The 20,416-nt window shown below is 67.9% G+C and carries 15 protein-coding genes; 9 read left to right on the top strand and 6 right to left on the bottom strand.

What is annotated here, in order from left to right:
- Positions 1-42 precede the first annotated feature (42 nt).
- The 4 genes from rplJ (at position 43) to ACGFNN_RS13530 (ending at position 9,193) form a co-directional block, all read left to right on the top strand.
- Positions 43-600: a 50S ribosomal protein L10 gene (gene rplJ, locus ACGFNN_RS13545; protein WP_362552616.1), complete on the top strand. Its 558-nt coding sequence runs from the start codon at positions 43-45 to the stop codon at positions 598-600.
- Positions 601-684: 84 nt separating this feature from the next.
- A complete protein-coding gene (gene rplL / locus ACGFNN_RS13540; RefSeq protein WP_393555506.1) occupies positions 685-1,068 on the top strand; it encodes a 50S ribosomal protein L7/L12 in 384 nt (127 codons plus the stop codon).
- Positions 1,069-1,678: 610 nt separating this feature from the next.
- Entirely contained in the window at positions 1,679-5,164 is a 3,486-nt protein-coding gene (gene rpoB / locus ACGFNN_RS13535) for a DNA-directed RNA polymerase subunit beta (protein ID WP_362552622.1), read from the top strand.
- 129 nt (positions 5,165-5,293) lie between these two features.
- Entirely contained in the window at positions 5,294-9,193 is a 3,900-nt protein-coding gene (locus tag ACGFNN_RS13530; RefSeq protein WP_362552625.1) for a DNA-directed RNA polymerase subunit beta', read from the top strand.
- 102 nt (positions 9,194-9,295) lie between these two features.
- On the opposite strand, the gene ACGFNN_RS13525 is transcribed toward ACGFNN_RS13530, so the two are convergent.
- Positions 9,296-9,565, bottom strand: a complete 270-nt coding sequence (locus tag ACGFNN_RS13525) for a hypothetical protein (protein WP_393555504.1) — start codon at positions 9,563-9,565, stop codon at positions 9,296-9,298.
- A gap of 442 nt (positions 9,566-10,007) precedes the next feature.
- On the opposite strand from ACGFNN_RS13525, the gene rpsL reads away from it, so the two are divergent.
- The 4 genes from rpsL (at position 10,008) to tuf (ending at position 14,374) form a co-directional block, all read left to right on the top strand.
- Positions 10,008-10,379, top strand: coding sequence for a 30S ribosomal protein S12 (gene rpsL, locus ACGFNN_RS13520; RefSeq protein WP_003948652.1), 372 nt, complete (start codon positions 10,008-10,010; stop codon positions 10,377-10,379).
- Between the two features lie 2 nt (positions 10,380-10,381).
- On the top strand, positions 10,382-10,852 hold the full coding sequence (rpsG, locus tag ACGFNN_RS13515) for a 30S ribosomal protein S7 (protein WP_018101248.1): 471 nt from the start codon (positions 10,382-10,384) through the stop codon (positions 10,850-10,852).
- Between the two features lie 38 nt (positions 10,853-10,890).
- Complete coding sequence (gene fusA / locus ACGFNN_RS13510; protein WP_365519154.1) at positions 10,891-13,020, top strand: elongation factor G; 2,130 nt, start codon at positions 10,891-10,893, stop codon at positions 13,018-13,020.
- 160 nt (positions 13,021-13,180) lie between these two features.
- Positions 13,181-14,374: an elongation factor Tu gene (gene tuf, locus ACGFNN_RS13505; protein WP_362552635.1), complete on the top strand. Its 1,194-nt coding sequence runs from the start codon at positions 13,181-13,183 to the stop codon at positions 14,372-14,374.
- Between the two features lie 98 nt (positions 14,375-14,472).
- On the opposite strand, the gene ACGFNN_RS13500 is transcribed toward tuf, so the two are convergent.
- The gene (locus ACGFNN_RS13500) at positions 14,473-15,183 is read right to left on the bottom strand and encodes a S1 family peptidase (protein WP_393555502.1); all 711 of its coding nucleotides are present in this window, start codon (positions 15,181-15,183) and stop codon (positions 14,473-14,475) included.
- 258 nt (positions 15,184-15,441) lie between these two features.
- Between ACGFNN_RS13500 and ACGFNN_RS13495 the strand changes: the two genes are divergently transcribed.
- The gene (locus ACGFNN_RS13495; protein WP_393555500.1) at positions 15,442-16,635 is read left to right on the top strand and encodes a hypothetical protein; all 1,194 of its coding nucleotides are present in this window, start codon (positions 15,442-15,444) and stop codon (positions 16,633-16,635) included.
- 24 nt (positions 16,636-16,659) lie between these two features.
- Here ACGFNN_RS13495 and ACGFNN_RS13490 read toward each other — a convergent pair whose 3' ends face one another.
- The 4 genes from ACGFNN_RS13490 to ACGFNN_RS13475 all read right to left on the bottom strand — a co-directional run bounded on the left by ACGFNN_RS13490 (position 16,660) and on the right by ACGFNN_RS13475 (position 20,361).
- Positions 16,660-17,658 carry a helix-turn-helix domain-containing protein gene (locus ACGFNN_RS13490; RefSeq protein WP_393555498.1) on the bottom strand — a complete coding sequence of 333 codons (999 nt, stop codon included), beginning with the start codon at positions 17,656-17,658 and terminating at the stop codon, positions 16,660-16,662.
- Between the two features lie 364 nt (positions 17,659-18,022).
- Positions 18,023-19,018 (bottom strand): ArsR/SmtB family transcription factor, encoded by a 996-nt coding sequence (locus ACGFNN_RS13485; RefSeq protein WP_393555496.1) that lies wholly within the window; start codon positions 19,016-19,018, stop codon positions 18,023-18,025.
- Between the two features lie 195 nt (positions 19,019-19,213).
- Complete coding sequence (locus ACGFNN_RS13480) at positions 19,214-19,672, bottom strand: peptidoglycan-binding protein (protein ID WP_393555494.1); 459 nt, start codon at positions 19,670-19,672, stop codon at positions 19,214-19,216.
- 227 nt (positions 19,673-19,899) lie between these two features.
- Entirely contained in the window at positions 19,900-20,361 is a 462-nt protein-coding gene (locus ACGFNN_RS13475) for a GNAT family N-acetyltransferase (RefSeq protein ID WP_393555492.1), read from the bottom strand.
- Between the last annotated feature and the right edge of the window lie 55 nt (positions 20,362-20,416).

Below are 20,416 nucleotides of genomic sequence, written 5' to 3'. Positions count from 1 at the left end.
CCTTCTGAGCGGTCCTCATCACCCGGAAGGAGGCCGACGCTCATGGCAAGGCCCGACAAGGCTGCCGCGGTAGCCGAGCTGACGGACCAGTTCCGCAGCTCGAACGCCGCCGTGCTGACCGAGTACCGGGGTCTCACCGTGGCACAGCTCAAGCAGCTGCGCCGTTCGCTCGGTGAGAACGCCCAGTACGCCGTGGTGAAGAACACGCTGACCAAGATTGCGGCCAACGAGGCCGGGATCGACGCGCTGGACGACCTGTTCACGGGTCCGACGGCGGTTGCCTTCGTCACCGGTGACCCGGTGGAGTCGGCGAAGGGTCTTCGTGACTTCGCCAAGGACAACCCCAACCTCATCATCAAGGGCGGTGTCCTTGACGGTAAGGCGCTGTCCGCCGATGAGATCAAGAAGCTCGCGGACCTCGAGTCCCGCGAGGTTCTGCTCTCCAAGCTGGCCGGTGCCATGAAGGGCAAGCAGTCTCAGGCTGCCGCGCTCTTCCAGGCGCTGCCCTCGAAGTTCGTCCGCACCGCGGAAGCGCTTCGTGCCAAGAAGGAAGAGCAGGGCGGTGCCGGTACTCCGGCTCCCGCCGAGGCCGCCGAGTAATCACGCTCAGCGGTCCAGCGGGCTCCACGTACGCCCGCCTACATATACATCCGGCACCTGCCGAATAGTGGAAGGACGCCTGTCATGGCGAAGCTGTCCCAGGACGACCTGCTCGCGCAGTTCGAAGAGATGACCCTCATCGAGCTCTCCGAGTTCGTGAAGGCCTTCGAGGAGAAGTTCGACGTCACCGCCGCCGCCCCGGCCGCCGTCGCCGTCGCGGGCCCGGGTGCCCCGGCCGCCGAGGCCGCTGCCGAGCAGGACGAGTTCGACGTCATCCTCACCGGCGCCGGCGAGAAGAAGATCCAGGTCATCAAGGTCGTGCGTGAGCTGACCTCGCTGGGCCTTAAGGAGGCCAAGGACCTCGTCGACGGCACCCCGAAGCCGGTCCTCGAGAAGGTCGCGAAGGAGGCCGCCGAGAAGGCTGCCGAGTCCCTCAAGGCCGCCGGCGCCTCCGTCGAGGTCAAGTGACCCTGCGAGTCATCTGACTCCGTGAGGTAAGTCCCAGCCGCGAGGCGGGGATGTCACACCGCAAAGGGCGATCACCCATCCGGGTGGTCGCCCTTTGGCGTGCCACCGGAGGCTGCCTTGAACTTCCGCGTGCGACGAGTAGGGTGATCTTCGCCGTGCGTTTCTCCGGAGCGCCGAGAGGCGTCAACAGGCGTCCTTCCGGCGCAGGTGAAGATCGCCGGTCGTCCGCCGGGGCCCCCGGGGCCTTGACGAACCGCACGCGGCGCGCAATTCTCAGGACGCGTCGTCATCTCGATCCGCATCCGAGGCATGGATCGAGAGCGAAGAGGGCAGTAAAGAAGAGCGCACACCGCGCGAGGACGATTCATAGGTGTTGAGAACAGCTGTTGAGAGCAACGTGGGTCTCTGAGAACCCCGACTGGACATCAGTGTGCCACTTGGCTACACTGACCCTTTGCGCTGCCTGTTAGCTGCCTCCTGCCCGTCACCAGGGGCATGCCCACGCCTAGCACCGATGCCGGACCTTCCCTGACCTTGGGATTTCTGTCTCTGTGCGCGGCTTGGGGCCGGTACGCGCGTAGTGAGTCCGAGCCCTCGGAAGGACCCCCTCTTGGCCGCCTCGCGCAACGCCTCGACCTCGAATACGAACAACGGTGCCAGCACCGCCCCGCTGCGCATCTCTTTTGCAAAGATCAAGGAGCCCCTCGAGGTTCCGAACCTCCTCGCGCTGCAGACCGAGAGCTTTGACTGGCTCCTCGGCAACGCCGCCTGGAAGGCTCGCGTCGAGGCTGCTCTGGACAGCGGACAAGACGTCCCCACCAAGTCCGGCCTGGAAGAGATCTTCGAGGAGATCTCCCCCATCGAGGACTTCTCCGGGTCGATGTCGCTCACGTTCCGCGACCACCGCTTCGAGCCCCCGAAGAACTCGATCGACGAGTGCAAGGAGCGCGACTTCACGTTCGCCGCGCCGCTCTTCGTCACGGCCGAGTTCACCAACAACGAGACCGGCGAGATCAAGTCCCAGACGGTCTTCATGGGCGACTTCCCGCTCATGACCAACAAGGGCACCTTCGTCATCAACGGCACCGAGCGTGTCGTCGTGTCGCAGCTCGTGCGTTCGCCGGGTGTCTACTTCGACTCCTCCATCGACAAGACGTCCGACAAGGACATCTTCTCCGCCAAGATCATCCCGTCCCGGGGTGCCTGGCTGGAGATGGAGATCGACAAGCGCGACATGGTCGGTGTCCGCATCGACCGCAAGCGCAAGCAGTCCGTCACCGTCCTCCTGAAGGCTCTCGGCTGGACCACCGAGCAGATCCTCGAGGAGTTCGGCGAGTACGAGTCCATGCGCGCCACCCTGGAGAAGGACCACACACAGGGCCAGGACGACGCGCTGCTCGACATCTACCGCAAGCTGCGCCCGGGCGAGCCGCCCACGCGCGAGGCCGCTCAGACGCTGCTCGAGAACCTCTACTTCAACCCGAAGCGCTACGACCTCGCGAAGGTCGGCCGCTACAAGGTGAACAAGAAGCTCGGCGCCGACGAGCCGCTCGACGCCGGTGTCCTCACCAGCGACGACATCATCGCGTCCATCAAGTACCTGGTGAAGCTGCACGCCGGTGAGACCGAGACCGTCGGCGAGTCCGGCCGTTCGATCATGGTCGAGACCGACGACATCGACCACTTCGGCAACCGCCGTATCCGTAACGTCGGTGAGCTGATCCAGAACCAGGTCCGCACGGGTCTCGCCCGTATGGAGCGCGTCGTGCGCGAGCGCATGACCACCCAGGACGTCGAGGCGATCACGCCGCAGACCCTGATCAACATCCGGCCGGTCGTCGCCTCCATCAAGGAGTTCTTCGGCACCAGCCAGCTGTCCCAGTTCATGGACCAGAACAACCCGCTGTCGGGGCTGACGCACAAGCGTCGTCTGAACGCCCTCGGCCCGGGTGGTCTCTCCCGTGAGCGGGCCGGCTTCGAGGTCCGTGACGTCCACCCGTCGCACTACGGCCGCATGTGCCCGATCGAGACGCCCGAAGGCCCGAACATCGGTCTGATCGGCTCGCTCGCCTCCTACGGCCGGATCAACCCCTTCGGGTTCATCGAGACGCCGTACCGCAAGGTCGTCGAGGGCGTCGTCACCGACGACGTCGACTACCTGACGGCCGACGAGGAGGACCGCTTCGTTATCGCCCAGGCGAACGCGACGCTGTCCGACGAGATGCGCTTCACCGAGGCCCGCGTCCTCGTCCGCCGTCGTGGCGGCGAGATCGACTACATCCCCGGTGACGACGTCGACTACATGGACGTCTCGCCGCGCCAGATGGTGTCCGTCGCGACCGCGATGATCCCGTTCCTCGAGCACGACGACGCCAACCGTGCCCTCATGGGCGCGAACATGATGCGTCAGGCCGTCCCGCTCATCAAGAGCGAGGCGCCGCTGGTCGGTACCGGCATGGAGTACCGCTGTGCCACCGACGCCGGTGACGTCCTCAAGGCCGAGAAGGCGGGTGTGGTCCAGGAGGTCTCCGCGGACTACATCACCGTCACCAACGACGACGGCACGTACACCACGTACCGCATCGCCAAGTTCTCGCGCTCCAACCAGGGCACCTCGGTCAACCAGAAGGTCGTCGTCTCCGAGGGCGACCGCGTGATCGAGGGCCAGGTCCTCGCCGACGGCCCCGCCACCGAGAACGGTGAGATGGCGCTCGGCAAGAACCTGCTCGTGGCGTTCATGCCGTGGGAGGGTCACAACTACGAGGACGCGATCATCCTGTCGCAGCGCCTCGTGCAGGACGACGTCCTCTCCTCGATCCACATCGAGGAGCACGAGGTCGACGCCCGTGACACCAAGCTCGGCCCGGAGGAGATCACCCGGGACATCCCGAACGTCTCCGAGGAGGTCCTCGCCGACCTCGACGAGCGCGGCATCATCCGCATCGGTGCCGAGGTCGTCGCCGGCGACATCCTCGTCGGCAAGGTCACGCCCAAGGGTGAGACCGAGCTGACCCCGGAGGAGCGCCTGCTCCGCGCGATCTTCGGCGAGAAGGCGCGCGAGGTCCGTGACACCTCCCTGAAGGTGCCGCACGGTGAGATCGGCAAGGTCATCGGCGTCCGCGTCTTCGACCGCGAAGAGGGCGACGAGCTGCCGCCGGGCGTGAACCAGCTGGTCCGCGTCTACGTCGCTCAGAAGCGCAAGATCACCGATGGTGACAAGCTCGCCGGCCGTCACGGCAACAAGGGTGTCATCTCCAAGATCCTCCCGATCGAGGACATGCCCTTCCTCGAGGACGGCACCCCGGTCGACATCATCCTCAACCCGCTGGGTGTCCCGTCCCGAATGAACCCGGGACAGGTCCTGGAGATCCACCTCGGCTGGCTCGCCAGCCGCGGCTGGGACGTCTCCGGCCTCGGTGACGAGTGGGCACAGCGCCTGCAGGCCATCGGCGCCGACCAGGTCGCCCCCGGCACCAACGTCGCCACGCCCGTCTTCGACGGTGCGCGCGAGGACGAGATCTCGGGTCTCTTCGGAGCCACGATCCCGAACCGCGACGGCGACCGGCTGGTCCAGCCCTCCGGCAAGGCCCAGCTGTTCGACGGCCGCTCCGGCGAGCCGTTCCCGGACCCGGTCTCGGTCGGGTACATGTACATCCTCAAGCTGCACCACCTGGTCGACGACAAGCTCCACGCGCGTTCGACCGGCCCGTACTCCATGATCACGCAGCAGCCGCTGGGTGGTAAGGCGCAGTTCGGTGGGCAGCGATTCGGTGAGATGGAGGTGTGGGCCCTTGAGGCTTACGGCGCCGCATACGCCCTCCAGGAACTGCTGACGATCAAGTCCGACGACGTCACGGGCCGCGTGAAGGTCTACGAGGCGATCGTCAAGGGCGAGAACATCCCCGAGCCGGGCATTCCCGAGTCCTTCAAGGTGCTCATCAAGGAAATGCAGTCGCTCTGCCTCAACGTGGAGGTGCTGTCCTCGGACGGCATGTCCATCGAGATGCGCGACACGGACGAGGACGTCTTCCGCGCGGCGGAGGAGCTCGGTATCGACCTGTCCCGGCGCGAGCCGAGCAGCGTCGAAGAGGTCTGACGGGTTGCCCGGCCGGATCCCAGTGATCCGGCCGGCCCTCCCCGGACCCGTTCAGACCATTGCTGAAGTGCCCCGTTTTCTCGCGTGACGCGAGGGGGCTCGAACCCCCGAAAGAGGGATTGACGACAAGTGCTCGACGTCAACTTCTTCGACGAGCTGCGGATCGGCCTTGCCACCGCGGACGACATCCGGACCTGGTCCCACGGCGAAGTGAAGAAGCCGGAGACCATCAACTACCGCACGCTCAAGCCCGAAAAGGACGGACTCTTCTGCGAGAAGATCTTCGGTCCGACCCGGGACTGGGAGTGCTACTGCGGCAAGTACAAGCGTGTCCGCTTCAAGGGCATCATCTGTGAGCGCTGTGGCGTCGAGGTCACGCGCGCCAAGGTGCGCCGTGAGCGCATGGGTCACATCGAGCTTGCCGCTCCCGTCACCCACATCTGGTACTTCAAGGGCGTCCCGTCGCGCCTCGGCTACCTGCTGGACCTCGCGCCGAAGGACCTCGAGAAGGTCATCTACTTCGCCGCGTACATGATCACGTTCGTCGACGAGGAGCGCCGCACGCGCGACCTCCCGTCGCTGGAGGCGCACGTCTCCGTCGAGCGTCAGCAGATCGAGAACCGCCGCGACTCGGACCTCGAGAACCGCGCCAAGAAGCTCGAGACCGACCTGGCCGAGCTCGAGGCCGAGGGTGCCAAGGCCGACGTGCGCCGCAAGGTGCGCGAAGGTGCCGAGCGTGAGATGAAGCAGCTGCGCGACCGCGCGCAGCGCGAGATCGACCGTCTCGACGAGGTGTGGAGCCGCTTCAAGAACCTCAAGGTCCAGGACCTCGAGGGCGACGAGCTGCTCTACCGCGAGCTGCGTGACCGTTTCGGCACGTACTTCGACGGCTGCATGGGCGCCGCCGCGCTGCAGAAGCGCCTGGAGTCCTTCGACCTCGACGAGGAGGCCGAGCGCCTCCGCGAGATCATCCGCACCGGCAAGGGCCAGAAGAAGACCCGTGCGCTCAAGCGCCTCAAGGTCGTCTCCGCGTTCCTGCAGACCAGCAACAAGCCCAAGGGCATGGTGCTCGACTGCGTGCCGGTCATCCCGCCGGACCTGCGTCCGATGGTGCAGCTGGACGGTGGCCGCTTCGCGACCTCCGACCTGAACGACCTGTACCGCCGTGTCATCAACCGCAACAACCGCCTGAAGCGGCTTCTCGACCTCGGCGCGCCCGAGATCATCGTGAACAACGAGAAGCGCATGCTCCAGGAGGCCGTGGACGCCCTCTTCGACAACGGTCGTCGTGGTCGCCCGGTCACCGGTCCCGGTAACCGCCCCCTGAAGTCCCTCAGCGACATGCTGAAGGGCAAGCAGGGTCGTTTCCGTCAGAACCTCCTCGGCAAGCGCGTGGACTACTCCGCGCGTTCCGTGATCGTCGTCGGTCCGCAGCTCAAGCTGCACCAGTGCGGTCTGCCGAAGGCGATGGCGCTGGAGCTCTTCAAGCCGTTCGTGATGAAGCGCCTGGTGGACCTGAACCACGCGCAGAACATCAAGTCGGCCAAGCGCATGGTCGAGCGCGGCCGCACCGTGGTGTACGACGTCCTCGAAGAGGTCATCGCCGAGCACCCGGTGCTGCTGAACCGTGCGCCCACCCTGCACCGCCTCGGCATCCAGGCCTTCGAGCCGCAGCTGGTCGAGGGCAAGGCCATCCAGATCCACCCGCTCGTCTGCACCGCGTTCAACGCGGACTTCGACGGTGACCAGATGGCCGTGCACCTGCCGCTCTCCGCGGAGGCGCAGGCCGAGGCCCGCATCCTGATGCTGTCCTCGAACAACATCCTGAAGCCGGCGGACGGCCGTCCGGTCACCATGCCGACCCAGGACATGGTGCTGGGCCTCTTCTTCCTCACCACGGACGACGAGGGCCGCAACGTCAAGGGCGCGGACCGCGCGTTCGGCTCCACGGCCGAGGCCACCATGGCCTTCGACGCCCGCGAGCTCTCGCTCCAGGCGAAGGTCGACATCCGCTTCCCGGTCGGCACCATGCCGCCGCGTGGCTGGGTGCCGCCGGTCGCCGAGGAGGGCGAGCCCGAGTACCAGCCGGGTGACACCTTCCGTCTGCGCACCAGCCTGGGCCGCGCGCTCTTCAACGAGCTGCTGCCCGAGGACTACCCGTTCGTCGACTACTCGGTGGGCAAGAAGCAGCTCTCCGAGATCGTCAACGACCTGGCCGAGCGCTACCCCAAGGTCATCGTGGCGGCGACGCTCGACAACCTGAAGGCGGCCGGTTTCCACTGGGCGACCCGCTCCGGTGTGACCGTGGCCATCTCCGACGTCGTCGTGCCCGAGGCCAAGAAGGCCATCGTCAAGGGCTACGAGGAGCAGGACGAGAAGGTCCAGAAGCAGTACGAGCGCGGTCTGATCACCAAGGACGAGCGCACGCAGGAGCTCATCGCGATCTGGACCAAGGCGACCAACGAGGTCGCCGAGGCGATGAACGCGAACTTCCCCAAGACGAACCCCATCTTCATGATGGTTGACTCGGGTGCCCGAGGAAACATGATGCAGATGCGTCAGATCGCCGGTATGCGTGGTCTGGTGTCCAACGCCAAGAACGAGACGATCCCGCGTCCCATCAAGGCGTCCTTCCGTGAGGGCCTCACCGTTCTGGAGTACTTCATCTCCACGCACGGTGCCCGTAAGGGTCTGGCGGACACCGCCCTGCGTACCGCCGACTCGGGTTACCTGACCCGTCGTCTGGTGGACGTCTCGCAGGACGTGATCATCCGCGAGGAGGACTGTGGCACCGACCGCGGCCTCAAGCTGAAGATCGCCGTCAAGGGCGCCGACGGCGTGCTCCGCAAGACGGAGGACGTCGAGACCTCGGTCTACGCCCGCATGCTCGCCGAGGACGTCGTCGTCGACGGCAAGGTCATCGCGCCTGCCAACGTCGACCTCGGTGACGTCCTGATCGACGCCCTGGTGGGCGCCGGCGTCGAGGAGGTCAAGACCCGCTCGGTCCTGACCTGTGAGTCCGCGGTCGGCACCTGTGCCTTCTGCTACGGACGCTCGCTCGCCACCGGCAAGCTGGTCGACATCGGTGAGGCGGTCGGCATCATCGCCGCCCAGTCCATCGGTGAGCCCGGTACCCAGCTGACGATGCGTACCTTCCACACCGGTGGTGTGGCCGGTGACGACATCACCCAGGGTCTGCCCCGTGTCGTCGAGCTCTTCGAGGCGCGTACCCCGAAGGGTGTCGCCCCGATCTCGGAGGCCAAGGGCCGGGTCCGTATCGAGGAGACCGAGAAGACCAAGAAGCTCGTCGTCACCCCGGACGACGGCAGCGAGGAGACGGCGTTCCCGATCTCCAAGCGTGCCCGTCTCCTGGTCGGCGAGGGCGACGCGGTCGAGGTGGGCCAGAAGCTCACCGTCGGTGCCACGAACCCGCACGACGTGCTGCGGATCCTCGGTCAGCGCGCGGTCCAGGTCCACCTGGTCGGCGAGGTCCAGAAGGTCTACAACTCGCAGGGTGTGTCGATCCACGACAAGCACATCGAGATCATCATCCGGCAGATGCTGCGCCGTGTGACGATCATCGAGTCCGGCGACGCGGAGCTGCTGCCGGGCGAGCTCGTCGAGCGCTCGAAGTTCGAGACCGAGAACCGTCGTGTGGTCACCGAGGGCGGTCACCCCGCCTCCGGCCGTCCGCAGCTGATGGGTATCACCAAGGCCTCGCTCGCCACCGAGTCGTGGCTGTCGGCGGCGTCCTTCCAGGAGACGACCAGGGTCCTGACCGACGCGGCGATCAACGCCAAGTCGGACTCCCTGATCGGCCTCAAGGAGAACGTCATCATCGGTAAGCTCATCCCGGCCGGTACGGGTCTCTCCCGCTACCGCAACATCCGGGTCGAGCCGACCGAGGAGGCCAAGGCCGCGATGTACTCGGCCGTCGGCTACGACGACATGGACTACTCGCCGTTCGGCACCGGCTCCGGCCAGGCCGTCCCGCTGGAGGACTACGACTACGGTCCGTACAACCAGTAAGCGAGAGCTCGTCGCTTGAACGCCGGAGGGCGGTCACCCCGTTGCGCACGGGGTGGCCGCCCTCCGGCGTGTGTGCCGTCCCGGCCTTCGGGGCGGCCTCTCTCAGCCCAGCAGGGCCTGGTGGACCCGGAGCAGCGCACGGGTTCCCACGGTGAGCAGGGGCGGCACGTCGGGCAGCGGGACCTTGCGGGCGAGAGCCAGGACGTCGACGACGATCGCGTAGTCGTCGACGACGGACTGCGGCAGTCCGGGAGCGGTCATGGCCCGCGCGTAGGCGGAAGCGGCGTCACCGTATTCGATGACGGCCAGGCTGACGTCGGTGGAGAGCGCGCTCGGCGCCCGGGACACGGATTCACGGCGGTCGGCTGTCATCCGGGACCTCCTCGGGTCCGGGCCGGTCCGGGGAGCGGCCCGACTGGTCGGCTGACCGCATCGTCCGGCACCGGTGGGGTACGGCGGCAGGGCAGATCCGGGCCGTTCCGGCGCCGGCTACCTGCCGGGATCCGGCAACCGGACTCGCGAGCCGGGCCGTCCCGGAGGCCGGCCCGGGTGCTCCACGGCCCCTGCGGGCGGGCGTGGACAGCATTTGTTTTGACCCAGCTCCGTGAGGTAGGTACGCTCAAGCCTTGTGCCTGGGGTGTGCCTGGGCTCGTGTGCGTGTCCTCAACCGCACGGCGAGTCCGTAAGTGGCCACCGCAATCTGCGTTCCTCCTGCCTGATCGCAGGGGCGTGCAGTATTCGACACACCCGACCGCGTGGGTCGGTGGGTGTTCCAGGTTAGTTTCACGAACGGCACACAGAAACCGGAGAAGTAGTGCCTACGATCCAGCAGCTGGTCCGGAAGGGCCGGCAGGACAAGGTCGAGAAGAACAAGACGCCCGCGCTCGAGGGTTCGCCCCAGCGCCGCGGCGTCTGCACGCGTGTGTTCACGACCACCCCGAAGAAGCCGAACTCGGCGCTCCGTAAGGTCGCGCGTGTGCGTCTGACCTCCGGTATCGAGGTCACGGCCTACATCCCGGGTGAGGGACACAACCTGCAGGAGCACTCGATCGTGCTCGTGCGTGGTGGCCGTGTGAAGGACCTGCCGGGTGTTCGTTACAAGATCATCCGCGGTTCGCTCGACACCCAGGGTGTCAAGAACCGCAAGCAGGCCCGCAGCCGCTACGGCGCCAAGAAGGAGAAGTAAGAATGCCTCGTAAGGGCCCCGCCCCGAAGCGCCCGGTCATCATCGACCCGGTCTACAGCTCTCCTCTTGTCACCTCGCTGATCAACAAGATCCTGCTCGACGGCAAGCGTTCCACCGCCGAGCGGATCGTGTACGGCGCCATGGAAGGCCTCCGCGAGAAGACCGGCGCTGACCCGGTCATCACGCTGAAGCGCGCGCTTGAGAACGTCAAGCCCTCGCTCGAGGTCAAGTCCCGCCGTGTCGGTGGCGCCACCTACCAGGTGCCGATCGAGGTCAAGCCCGGTCGCGCCGCCACCCTCGCGCTCCGCTGGGTCGTCGGTTACTCCCGCGCCCGCCGCGAGAAGACCATGACCGAGCGCCTCATGAACGAGCTGCTCGACGCCTCCAACGGTCTTGGCGCTGCCGTCAAGAAGCGCGAGGACACCCACAAGATGGCCGAGTCCAACAAGGCCTTCGCGCACTACCGCTGGTAGTCGCTACCCCAATCGAGACCGAGAGAAGACTGAGCCTTATGGCCACCACTTCGCTTGACCTGGCCAAGGTCCGCAACATCGGGATCATGGCCCACATCGACGCGGGCAAGACGACCACCACTGAGCGGATCCTCTTCTACACCGGCGTTTCGTACAAGATCGGTGAAGTCCACGACGGCGCTGCCACGATGGACTGGATGGAGCAGGAGCAGGAGCGCGGCATCACGATCACGTCCGCCGCGACGACCTGCCACTGGCCGCTCAACGATGTTGACCACACCATCAACATCATCGACACCCCGGGTCACGTCGACTTCACCGTCGAGGTGGAGCGTTCGCTCCGTGTCCTCGACGGCGCCGTCACCGTGTTCGACGGTGTGGCGGGCGTCGAGCCGCAGTCCGAGACCGTGTGGCGTCAGGCGGACCGCTACGGCGTTCCGCGTATCTGCTTCGTCAACAAGCTCGACCGCACCGGTGCCGAGTTCCACCGTTGTGTCGACATGATCGTCGACCGCCTCGGTGCGGTTCCGCTGGTCATGCAGCTCCCCATCGGCGCCGAAGCCGACTTCAAGGGCGTCGTCGACCTCGTGTCGATGAAGGCCTTCGTGTGGTCGGACGAGGCCGCCAAGGGCGAGATGTACGACACCATCGAGATCCCCGACACCCACAAGGAGGCCGCCGAGGAATGGCGCGGCAAGCTCCTTGAGGCCGTCGCGGAGAACGACGACCAGATGATGGAGCTGTACCTCGAGGGCAACGAGCCCACCGAGGAGCAGCTGCACGACGCGATCCGCCGGATCACCCTGGCGTCGAAGGGTGGCGCCGACTCCGTCACTGTCACCCCGGTGTTCTGTGGCACCGCGTTCAAGAACAAGGGTGTCCAGCCCCTGCTCGACGCGGTCGTCCGCTACCTGCCCTCGCCCCTGGACGTCGAGGCCATCGAAGGCCACGACGTCAAGGACCCCGAGACCGTCGTGAAGCGCAAGCCCTCGGACGACGAGCCCTTCTCGGGCCTGGCGTTCAAGATCGCGAGCGACCCGCACCTCGGCAAGCTCACCTTCGTCCGGATCTACTCCGGTCGCCTCGAGGCCGGCACCGCGGTGCTGAACTCGGTCAAGGGCAAGAAGGAGCGCATCGGCAAGATCTACCGCATGCACGCGAACAAGCGTGAGGAGATCGCGTCGGTGGGCGCCGGCGACATCATCGCCGTCATGGGCCTGAAGCAGACCACCACCGGTGAGACGCTGTGCGACGACAAGAACCCGGTGATCCTGGAGTCCATGGACTTCCCGGCGCCGGTCATCCAGGTCGCCATCGAGCCCAAGTCCAAGGGTGACCAGGAGAAGCTGGGTGTCGCCATCCAGCGTCTCTCGGAGGAGGACCCCTCCTTCCAGGTTCACTCGGACGAGGAGACCGGCCAGACCATCATCGGTGGTATGGGTGAGCTCCACCTCGAGGTGCTCGTCGACCGCATGAAGCGCGAGTTCCGCGTCGAGGCGAACGTCGGCAAGCCCCAGGTCGCCTACCGCGAGACGATCCGCAAGGCCGTCGAGCGCATCGACTACACGCACAAGAAGCAGACTGGTGGTACTGGCCAGTTCGCGAAGGTGCAGATCGCTCTCGAGCCCATCGAGGGTGGCGACGCCTCCTACGAGTTCGTCAACAAGGTCACCGGTGGCCGCATCCCCCGTGAGTACATTCCCTCGGTGGACGCGGGTGCCCAGGAAGCCATGCAGTTCGGCATCCTGGCCGGTTACGAGATGGTCGGCGTCCGCGTCACCCTGATCGACGGTGGTTTCCACGAGGTCGACTCCTCGGAGCTCGCCTTCAAGATCGCCGGTTCGCAGGCGTTCAAGGAGGGTGCCCGCAAGGCGTCCCCCGTGCTCCTCGAGCCGATGATGGCCGTCGAGGTCACCACGCCCGAGGACTACATGGGCGATGTCATCGGCGACCTCAACTCCCGCCGTGGCCAGATCCAGGCCATGGAGGAGCGCAGCGGCGCTCGCGTCGTGAAGGGCCTCGTGCCCCTCTCGGAGATGTTCGGCTACGTCGGAGACCTCCGCAGCAAGACCTCGGGTCGCGCAAGCTACTCGATGCAGTTCGACTCCTACGCCGAGGTTCCGCGGAACGTCGCCGAGGAGATCATCGCGAAGGCCAAGGGCGAGTAACTCTTCGGAGCTCACGCTTTAGGCTTGTCACCGGAGCCCGGTCGGGCATTCGTCGCAGCGCGCAAGCAGCGCGGCGAATGCCCCCCGGCACCGGCATTCCAGCAAAGATCACCCTGGCGCCGATGAAGCAAGGCGTACAGATCCACTCAGGAGGACCCCAGTGGCGAAGGCAAAGTTCGAGCGGACTAAGCCGCACGTCAACATCGGCACCATCGGTCACATCGACCACGGTAAGACGACCCTCACGGCCGCCATTACCAAGGTGCTGCACGACGCGTACCCGGACCTGAACGAGGCCTCGGCCTTCGACCAGATCGACAAGGCTCCTGAGGAGCGCCAGCGCGGTATCACCATCTCCATCGCGCACGTCGAGTACCAGACGGAGTCGCGTCACTACGCGCACGTCGACTGCCCCGGTCACGCGGACTACATCAAGAACATGATCACGGGTGCGGCGCAGATGGACGGCGCCATCCTCGTGGTCGCGGCCACCGACGGCCCGATGCCGCAGACCAAGGAGCACGTGCTCCTGGCCCGCCAGGTCGGCGTTCCGTACATCGTCGTCGCCCTGAACAAGGCCGACATGGTGGACGACGAGGAGATCCTGGAGCTCGTCGAGCTCGAGGTCCGTGAGCTCCTCTCCGAGTACGAGTTCCCGGGCGACGACGTCCCGGTCGTCAAGGTCTCGGCGCTCAAGGCGCTCGAGGGCGACGCCGAGTGGGGCAAGTCCGTCCTCGACCTGATGAAGGCCGTCGACGACGCGATCCCGCAGCCCGAGCGTGACGTCGAGAAGCCGTTCCTCATGCCGATCGAGGACGTCTTCACGATCACCGGTCGCGGTACGGTCGTCACCGGCCGCATCGAGCGTGGTGTCCTGAAGGTCAACGAGACCGTCGACATCGTCGGTATCAAGACCGAGAAGACCACCACCACGGTCACCGGCATCGAGATGTTCCGCAAGCTGCTCGACGAGGGCCAGGCCGGTGAGAACGTCGGTCTGCTCCTCCGTGGCATCAAGCGCGAGGACGTCGAGCGCGGCCAGGTCATCATCAAGCCGGGTTCGGTCACGCCGCACACCGAGTTCCAGGCCCAGTCCTACATCCTGTCGAAGGACGAGGGTGGCCGTCACACCCCGTTCTTCAACAACTACCGCCCGCAGTTCTACTTCCGTACCACGGACGTGACGGGCGTTGTGACCCTTCCCGAGGGCACCGAGATGGTCATGCCGGGTGACAACACCCTCATGGACGTCGCGCTGATCCAGCCGGTCGCCATGGAAGAGGGCCTGAAGTTCGCCATCCGTGAGGGTGGCCGGACCGTGGGCGCCGGCCAGGTCACCAAGATCATCAAGTAATCACTTGATCGTCTGACCTGGTTGCTCCTCACTGAGCACCAAGAAGGGCCCCGCACCTCTCACGAGGTGCGGGGCCCTTCGCCTTTGCCGGACGTCCGTCAGACGCCGGCGACCGACTGGATCCAGGACCGGTAGGCCGTGACGTTGGTGTACGCCGTCGTGGTCTGCCGGTCACTGGTCGAGGCCACACCGACCTGTACGCCGTTGAGCGTCATCGGGCCGCCGGAGTCACCGCCCGCCGTGATGCCGTCGCCACGCCGGGCGCAGATGGCGGAGCCGCCGTAGGCATCGGTGCAGCCGCTGGTCACGGTCACGTTCGCGACCTTCAGGTAGCGGGACTGGCAGTTCGCCTCCGAGCCGCACTGCGAGGTGGCGCCCCATCCCCACACCTGGACGTTCTGTCCCACGCGCACGGTGCCGGGCTGTCCGAGCCTGGCGTAGGTGCCCTGCACGGAGCGGTCCAGGCGGACGAGCGCCAGGTCCGAGCCGTGGGTGTAGGTCTGGACACCGTTGGCGAGGGTGCCGCCGCTGTGCTGGTCGAGACTGCCGATGCGGAACGACAGGCCGCCGCCGGAGACGCAGTGCTTGGCTGTGAGGATCCACGTCGGCGCGATGACCGTCGCCGAACAGGTCTCCCGGCCGTTCGAGAAGAGGCGGGCCGCCCCGGGGGAGCTCTGCGCCTGACCGCCGCCGATGATCGGCTGCACGGCCTGGGCGGAGGGGGCGGCTGCCGAGGCGGTGGGGGAGAGCAGGGCGAGGACGGAGACCGCTACGGCTGCGGCGGCGGGGACCAACCTGGTTATGCGCATGGTTCCTCGTTTCGCGGGACACGCGGGGGCGTGCCGGGTGGGGGATCGACGCGCCCCAGAGTTCCGGAGGAGGGCGGAGGCCGGTACATCCCGGCCGGTCATGCCGCGGCGTTATGGCCGGCCCCGGTGGGGTGGTTTCGGGTGGGGCATACACGGATCAGTCACAAGATCATCACGGAACGTTCGTCGCACTTGTGCGCCGTCGAGCGGCGAACGAAGGTGCTGTGGACAGTCGTAGTGGGGGAGTGGATCAGCACAGTGAGTACGAGCACGCCACCTGAAGACCACCCCGACCACGGCGGTACGCCCTCCGTGTCCGACGAGCAATGGGCGCAGCTGGTCCGGCAGGCGGAGGCCGGAGGTGCCGGAGCGCCCAAGGAACCTTCGGCGCGGGCCCGCATGGTCACCGCCAGGCTGCGTGAGTTGGATGAGCAGGCAGCCCGCGCGCAGGGCTCGGGGCGACGCTGGGGCAGGAAACCCAAGCAGGTGGAGCCGTGGCAGCCGGACGGTTGGCGTACGGGGCCCGCCTGGCAGCAGATGAACGGGGGCGCGCGTAAGCGCCGGCGTCTCGCCGGGACCCTCGGGTTCCTCGCGGTGATGGGCGTCCTCGTGGTCGCCATGCGGCCGAGCCTGGTGACGGACCACCTTCCCGGCGGCGGAGGCTCTCCCGACGCCGATACCACGCGGTTGCTCTCCGAGACGGCGCCGCCGACGGCCGCGCCGACACGGGAGGCACCGGACCGGCCGACCCTGGACGAACCCTTCCGGGGCTCTCCCGCGCTCCGCTGGGCGGACGGGGCGCAGGGCATCGAGGTTCCGGCGGCCAAGGCGGCCGGGGGGTTGAGCCAGGACGAGGTCGCGGACGCCCTGAACAAGACGCGCCGGCTTCTCGTCGAGTCGAACCTGAATCCGGCGACGCTGCGTGGAGAGCGGCCGCGCGCGGTGCTGCAACTGCTCGATCCGCACGTGGAGGGGGCACGGGAACAGCTGGAGAATTCCCTGTCGCAGCCCACTGAGAGCAACGACCCGGTGATGCTCGTGTCCCGCTTCGACCCTGCCGAGGCCGAGGTGCTGGGAGACGTGGTCAAGGTTCGCGGCCGGATGACCTTCAAGGCGGGTGAGCCGGGTTCCGTGGAGGTCGATGCCGACTACAGCTTCGTGTACGCGCTGAGGAAGGCCGGCGGCGATGACGTGGCACGGACGATCGTGCGACGACGGCTGACGGCGGTGCTGTACGACCCGGAGCGCTGGGACGCGACACGGGGCAAGCTCGCGCTCACGTCGTACGAGTCCAACGTGGGCAACACCGAGTGCGACACCCACGACGGCTTCCTGCACCCGTGGTTCGACAGCGACGACCACGCGGCAGCCCCTGGCGACGAGCTGATCGACCCGTACGACCGGAGTGAGTGGCCGGACCAGAAGGAGTGCGGCACGGTCACCCGCACCTGAGACCGTCGGCCGCGAGCCGCTCGCTCAGGCCGCCGCCTGGCACCGGCACTCCCGGCAGTGCCCCGGATGCCGGGAGCGGAAGGCCCGGTCGCAGCGGTCGCAGTTCTGCATGGGGATGACGATCCTGGCAGGGCGCGGGGGCACGAGCTCCTGCGTGCCGGGCAGCGGGGGCGGCAGCAGGGCGGTGATCCGGTGGCGCAGCAGCTTGGCCGGGTGCTTGACCAGGGCGGGCAGATCCGTGGTCAGCGCGTGCCGGACTGTGTCGGGGTGCGCGTCGCGCTCCAGCCAGGCGGCCACCCCCGGCGCGAGTGCGGCCACATCCGCCTCGGAGAGCGTCAGTTGAGGTGAGAGCCGCCGCAGATCACCCAGCAGCGCCGATGCGAGCCGCTCGCGCTCCGCGTCGGGCCGTACGGGGTGGGGGAGCGGCGAGGGCGGAGCCGTACGCGCGGTGGGAGGCGGCACACGCACGGGTGGCGCGACCGGAGGTGGCGTCGGCACGGGCACGGGGTCGGCCGGAGGCGGCGTCGGTACGGGGGCGGGGTCGGCTGGTGGTGATACGTCGGACGGGGCCGGAGCCGTGGGCGCCTGCCGGACCGGTGCCGGGTTCGCCGGCCGCCGTACCCGGGAGCGTGGCGCCGCGGCCTCCGGCGTACGAGGCCCCGGCTGGTTGCAGGAGACGGTGCGGGTGACGACACGGCCGTCGGGGAGCCGGGTGCGGCTGCGGCGCAGGTAACCCGTCGCCTCCAGCTCGCGCAGGGCGGCGGCGATCCGTACCTCGCTCTCCGGGAAGCGGGCCGCGAGGTGCTTGATGCCGATCCGCGCGCCGGTGGGCAGCGACTGGATGTGCACCGCGAGCCCGATCGCCAGCAGGGACAGAGCGCGGTGCTGGCTGAGGTGGTTCCCCACGACGGTGAAGGCGGCGCTGTGCCGGGTGTTGTCGTGGATCACGCCGGAAGTGGGCCTGTTTTCCGGGGCCTTACGGGATTCCGCGCGAGGGCGCGCGTTAACCTGCTGGGTATCCATCGGGAAGCCTCTTACTTCCTCGGTGGTCAGGCCCTCGATCGGGATTCGCATTCCCGGCCGGGGGCCGTCGCATGTCTGTGGTTGCCGCGGCGAGCATATGGCAGCCAACCCGTCCCGAATCCAGCCCAGTTGCCCGAATTCACCCGTGAGGGTGATCGGCCGGATACGGGGTCGGGTTTGGGTGGGAGGGGTCATTTCCCGAGTCCTCAAAAGCCTTATGCGTCGTGGCCGACCAGGACGCGGAGAACCGGGACGCGGCGGGCCGGATCGCGGCTCACCGGGTCGCGGGAATCCACGATCCGGTGAGCCGCGGGATCCGGTGAGCGGGTCCCGGCGCCGGCCGGCCACCGCCGGTACCCGGTGCTCACCCCGATCGCCGGAGGCCCCCGCGCAGCAGTGCGGCTCCCAGCGGCGTCAGCGTGTGCAGCACCGATGACGCGTGGCGGTTGGTGACGATCAGGCCGTTGTCCCGGAGAGCGGTCGCGTGCTGGCTCGCCGTCGAGGGGGACACCCCCGCGGAGCGGGCCAGTTCCCCGGTCGTGGCGCCCGTGGCCGTGGCACGCAGCACGGACGCGCGGGTGCGCCCCAGCAGGGCGCCCAGTGGAGCGCCCGATCCCAGGTCCCCGGGGAGTTCGTCGCCGCGCGGCTCATGGGTGAGCGAGTAGAAGAGCACCGGATCGAGCGAGGACTCGGCGAAGGCCACCGGATTGCCCCAGGAGAAGTACGACGGGACCAGACGCAGACCACGGCCCCGCAGATGGAGGTCGCGGTCCTCGGGATAGACGGTGTGCAGCACCGGCGGCCGCCAGCGCAGGCAGGGCCCCAGATTCCGCAGGACTCCCTCCGCGCCGTGGTTCAGCACGAGACGTGAGCGCTCGGACCGCGCCGCCTCGACACGGGCCTGGACGCGGTCGCCGTGCGGCGCGATCACCACGTCGTGGTAGGCGCGCATCGCCTTCACGAGGTCCGTGCGCCACCCCCGCTCCGCCAGCCGTGGTGCCCAGGCGGGCGCGCCGCTGGTGCGCCCGAGGATGCCCACCTCGTCGAGGACCCGGCTCGGCGGGGTGGCCAGGATGGCCTCCAGCCCGCTCTCGAGCCCGGCGGACGACTCGGGCGGGGTGAGGAAGTCGGGGAAGTACGCGGCCCGCGGGACCAGCGGCAGCAGAACCTCCCGCACGGTACGGGCCAGGTGTGTGGCGCGGAGACGGTCACGTGAGGTGCGGTACCAGTCGGCGTAGGCCCAGCGGCCCCGGCGGGTCTGGAGGCGGTGCAGGCTGGCGCAGACCTCCCACAGCGGGTCGGGCCCGGAGGCCACCTTGGTCCTGGCCAGGTCGGCGTCGGTGAAGTGAATTCGGAGCATCGGATCCCCCTGATCCCGGTGCTTGTCCTTCAGAGCGAAGAGCCTCGCCTCATGCTCGCGTCACCCGTCGGCCCGCGGCAAAGCGGCGCGCGGGTCGGGTCCCACCGTCCGTGCCAGGGAGCTCCCTCCGGATGCGTGCGCGCGTGCCCGGCCCCACGGAGTCTGTTGCGGGGCCGGGCACGCACGCTCTGCGGATCAGGTCAGCAGGCAGCCGTCCGGGCAGACAGCGGCCGCCCGCTTGAAGGCGGCCTGGGTGCCCGGCCCGGCGACTCCGTCGATGGAGCCGGTGTAGCCGTAGAACCTCTTGAGGTACTTCTGCAGGGCCTTCACGGTGTTGGGCCCGACGATCCCGTCGATGGAGCCGCTGTAGCCGTAGTGCTCCTTGAGGAAGCGCTGCATGGCCTTCCAGCTCTCGGTACCGAGATATCCGTCGATCGATCCCGTGTACTTCCAGCGAGCCTTCAGCGCGCTCTGGACGGGCTTGGCCTGCGCCTGAGTCAGACCGAGGTTGACCGTCGCGAGCACGCCCGCCTCGGCCCGCGCCGAGGCGACGGTGGTGTCCTGTGCCGAGGCCGCGAAGCCGGTGCCCGCGCCCGCCAGGCTGCCCGCGGCGATGCCGAAGGCGGCGGTCAGCCCGACGAGTGTGCGTGCCATGACCCTCTGTCGCATGAGATCCCCCGTAGGTGATGAGTGTGCGCGGGACCGTGGCCGGCCCCGCCCGCTCGGTGGTGCGGCGCGGTCAGCTGGTCTCCGTACCGCGTCGCACTCCGAGACTCGCCGACGGGGGACGGGGCGACCAGAGACTTCGGCTCTGCCCGAAATCCACAGGGGGCGCGGCAGGAACCGGGTGCTCCGTAAGGGCGGCCCGTCCGGCCCGTGGCTCAGCCCCGGGCCTCCCGGACCATGTACACGTCCACCGGGTCCTCGCGCTCCCGTACGAAGCCGTGGCGCTCGTAGAGCCCGCGGGCCGCGCTGCCCTGGAGGACCTGGAGGCGGACCGGCACGCCCTCGGCGTCGGCCCTGGCCAGGAGGACGGTGAGCACCCCGGTGCCGATGCCCCGGCCCTGGACCTCCGGCGCGAGGTAGAAGCTCTCCAGCCACCAGCCGTCGGCCTCCGGGCGCAGGGCGGCACAGCCGGCGAACGCGTCGTCGATCAGCACGATCTCGGTCTGCCCCGGCTGGTACCCGTCCCTGAAGCGCTGCCGCACCCGGTGCTCGTCGTACCGGCCCAGACGTTCGAGGTCGGGGCGCATCACGACGGCCCGCAGTTCGGCTATGGCCTCGACGTCCTCGGCCAGGGCGGGGCGCAGCGCCCAGGACAGGACAGGGGGATACGTGGACATGAGCCGGATTCAATCAGAGCGGTGCACGGGGCCCGGCGCCTCACCTCACCCCTCG

It is taken from the genome of Streptomyces sp. NPDC048590 (genome assembly GCF_043199535.1).
In the GTDB taxonomy this organism is placed as follows: domain Bacteria; phylum Actinomycetota; class Actinomycetes; order Streptomycetales; family Streptomycetaceae; genus Streptomyces.
This window is presented reverse-complemented; position numbering and strand designations above follow the sequence as displayed.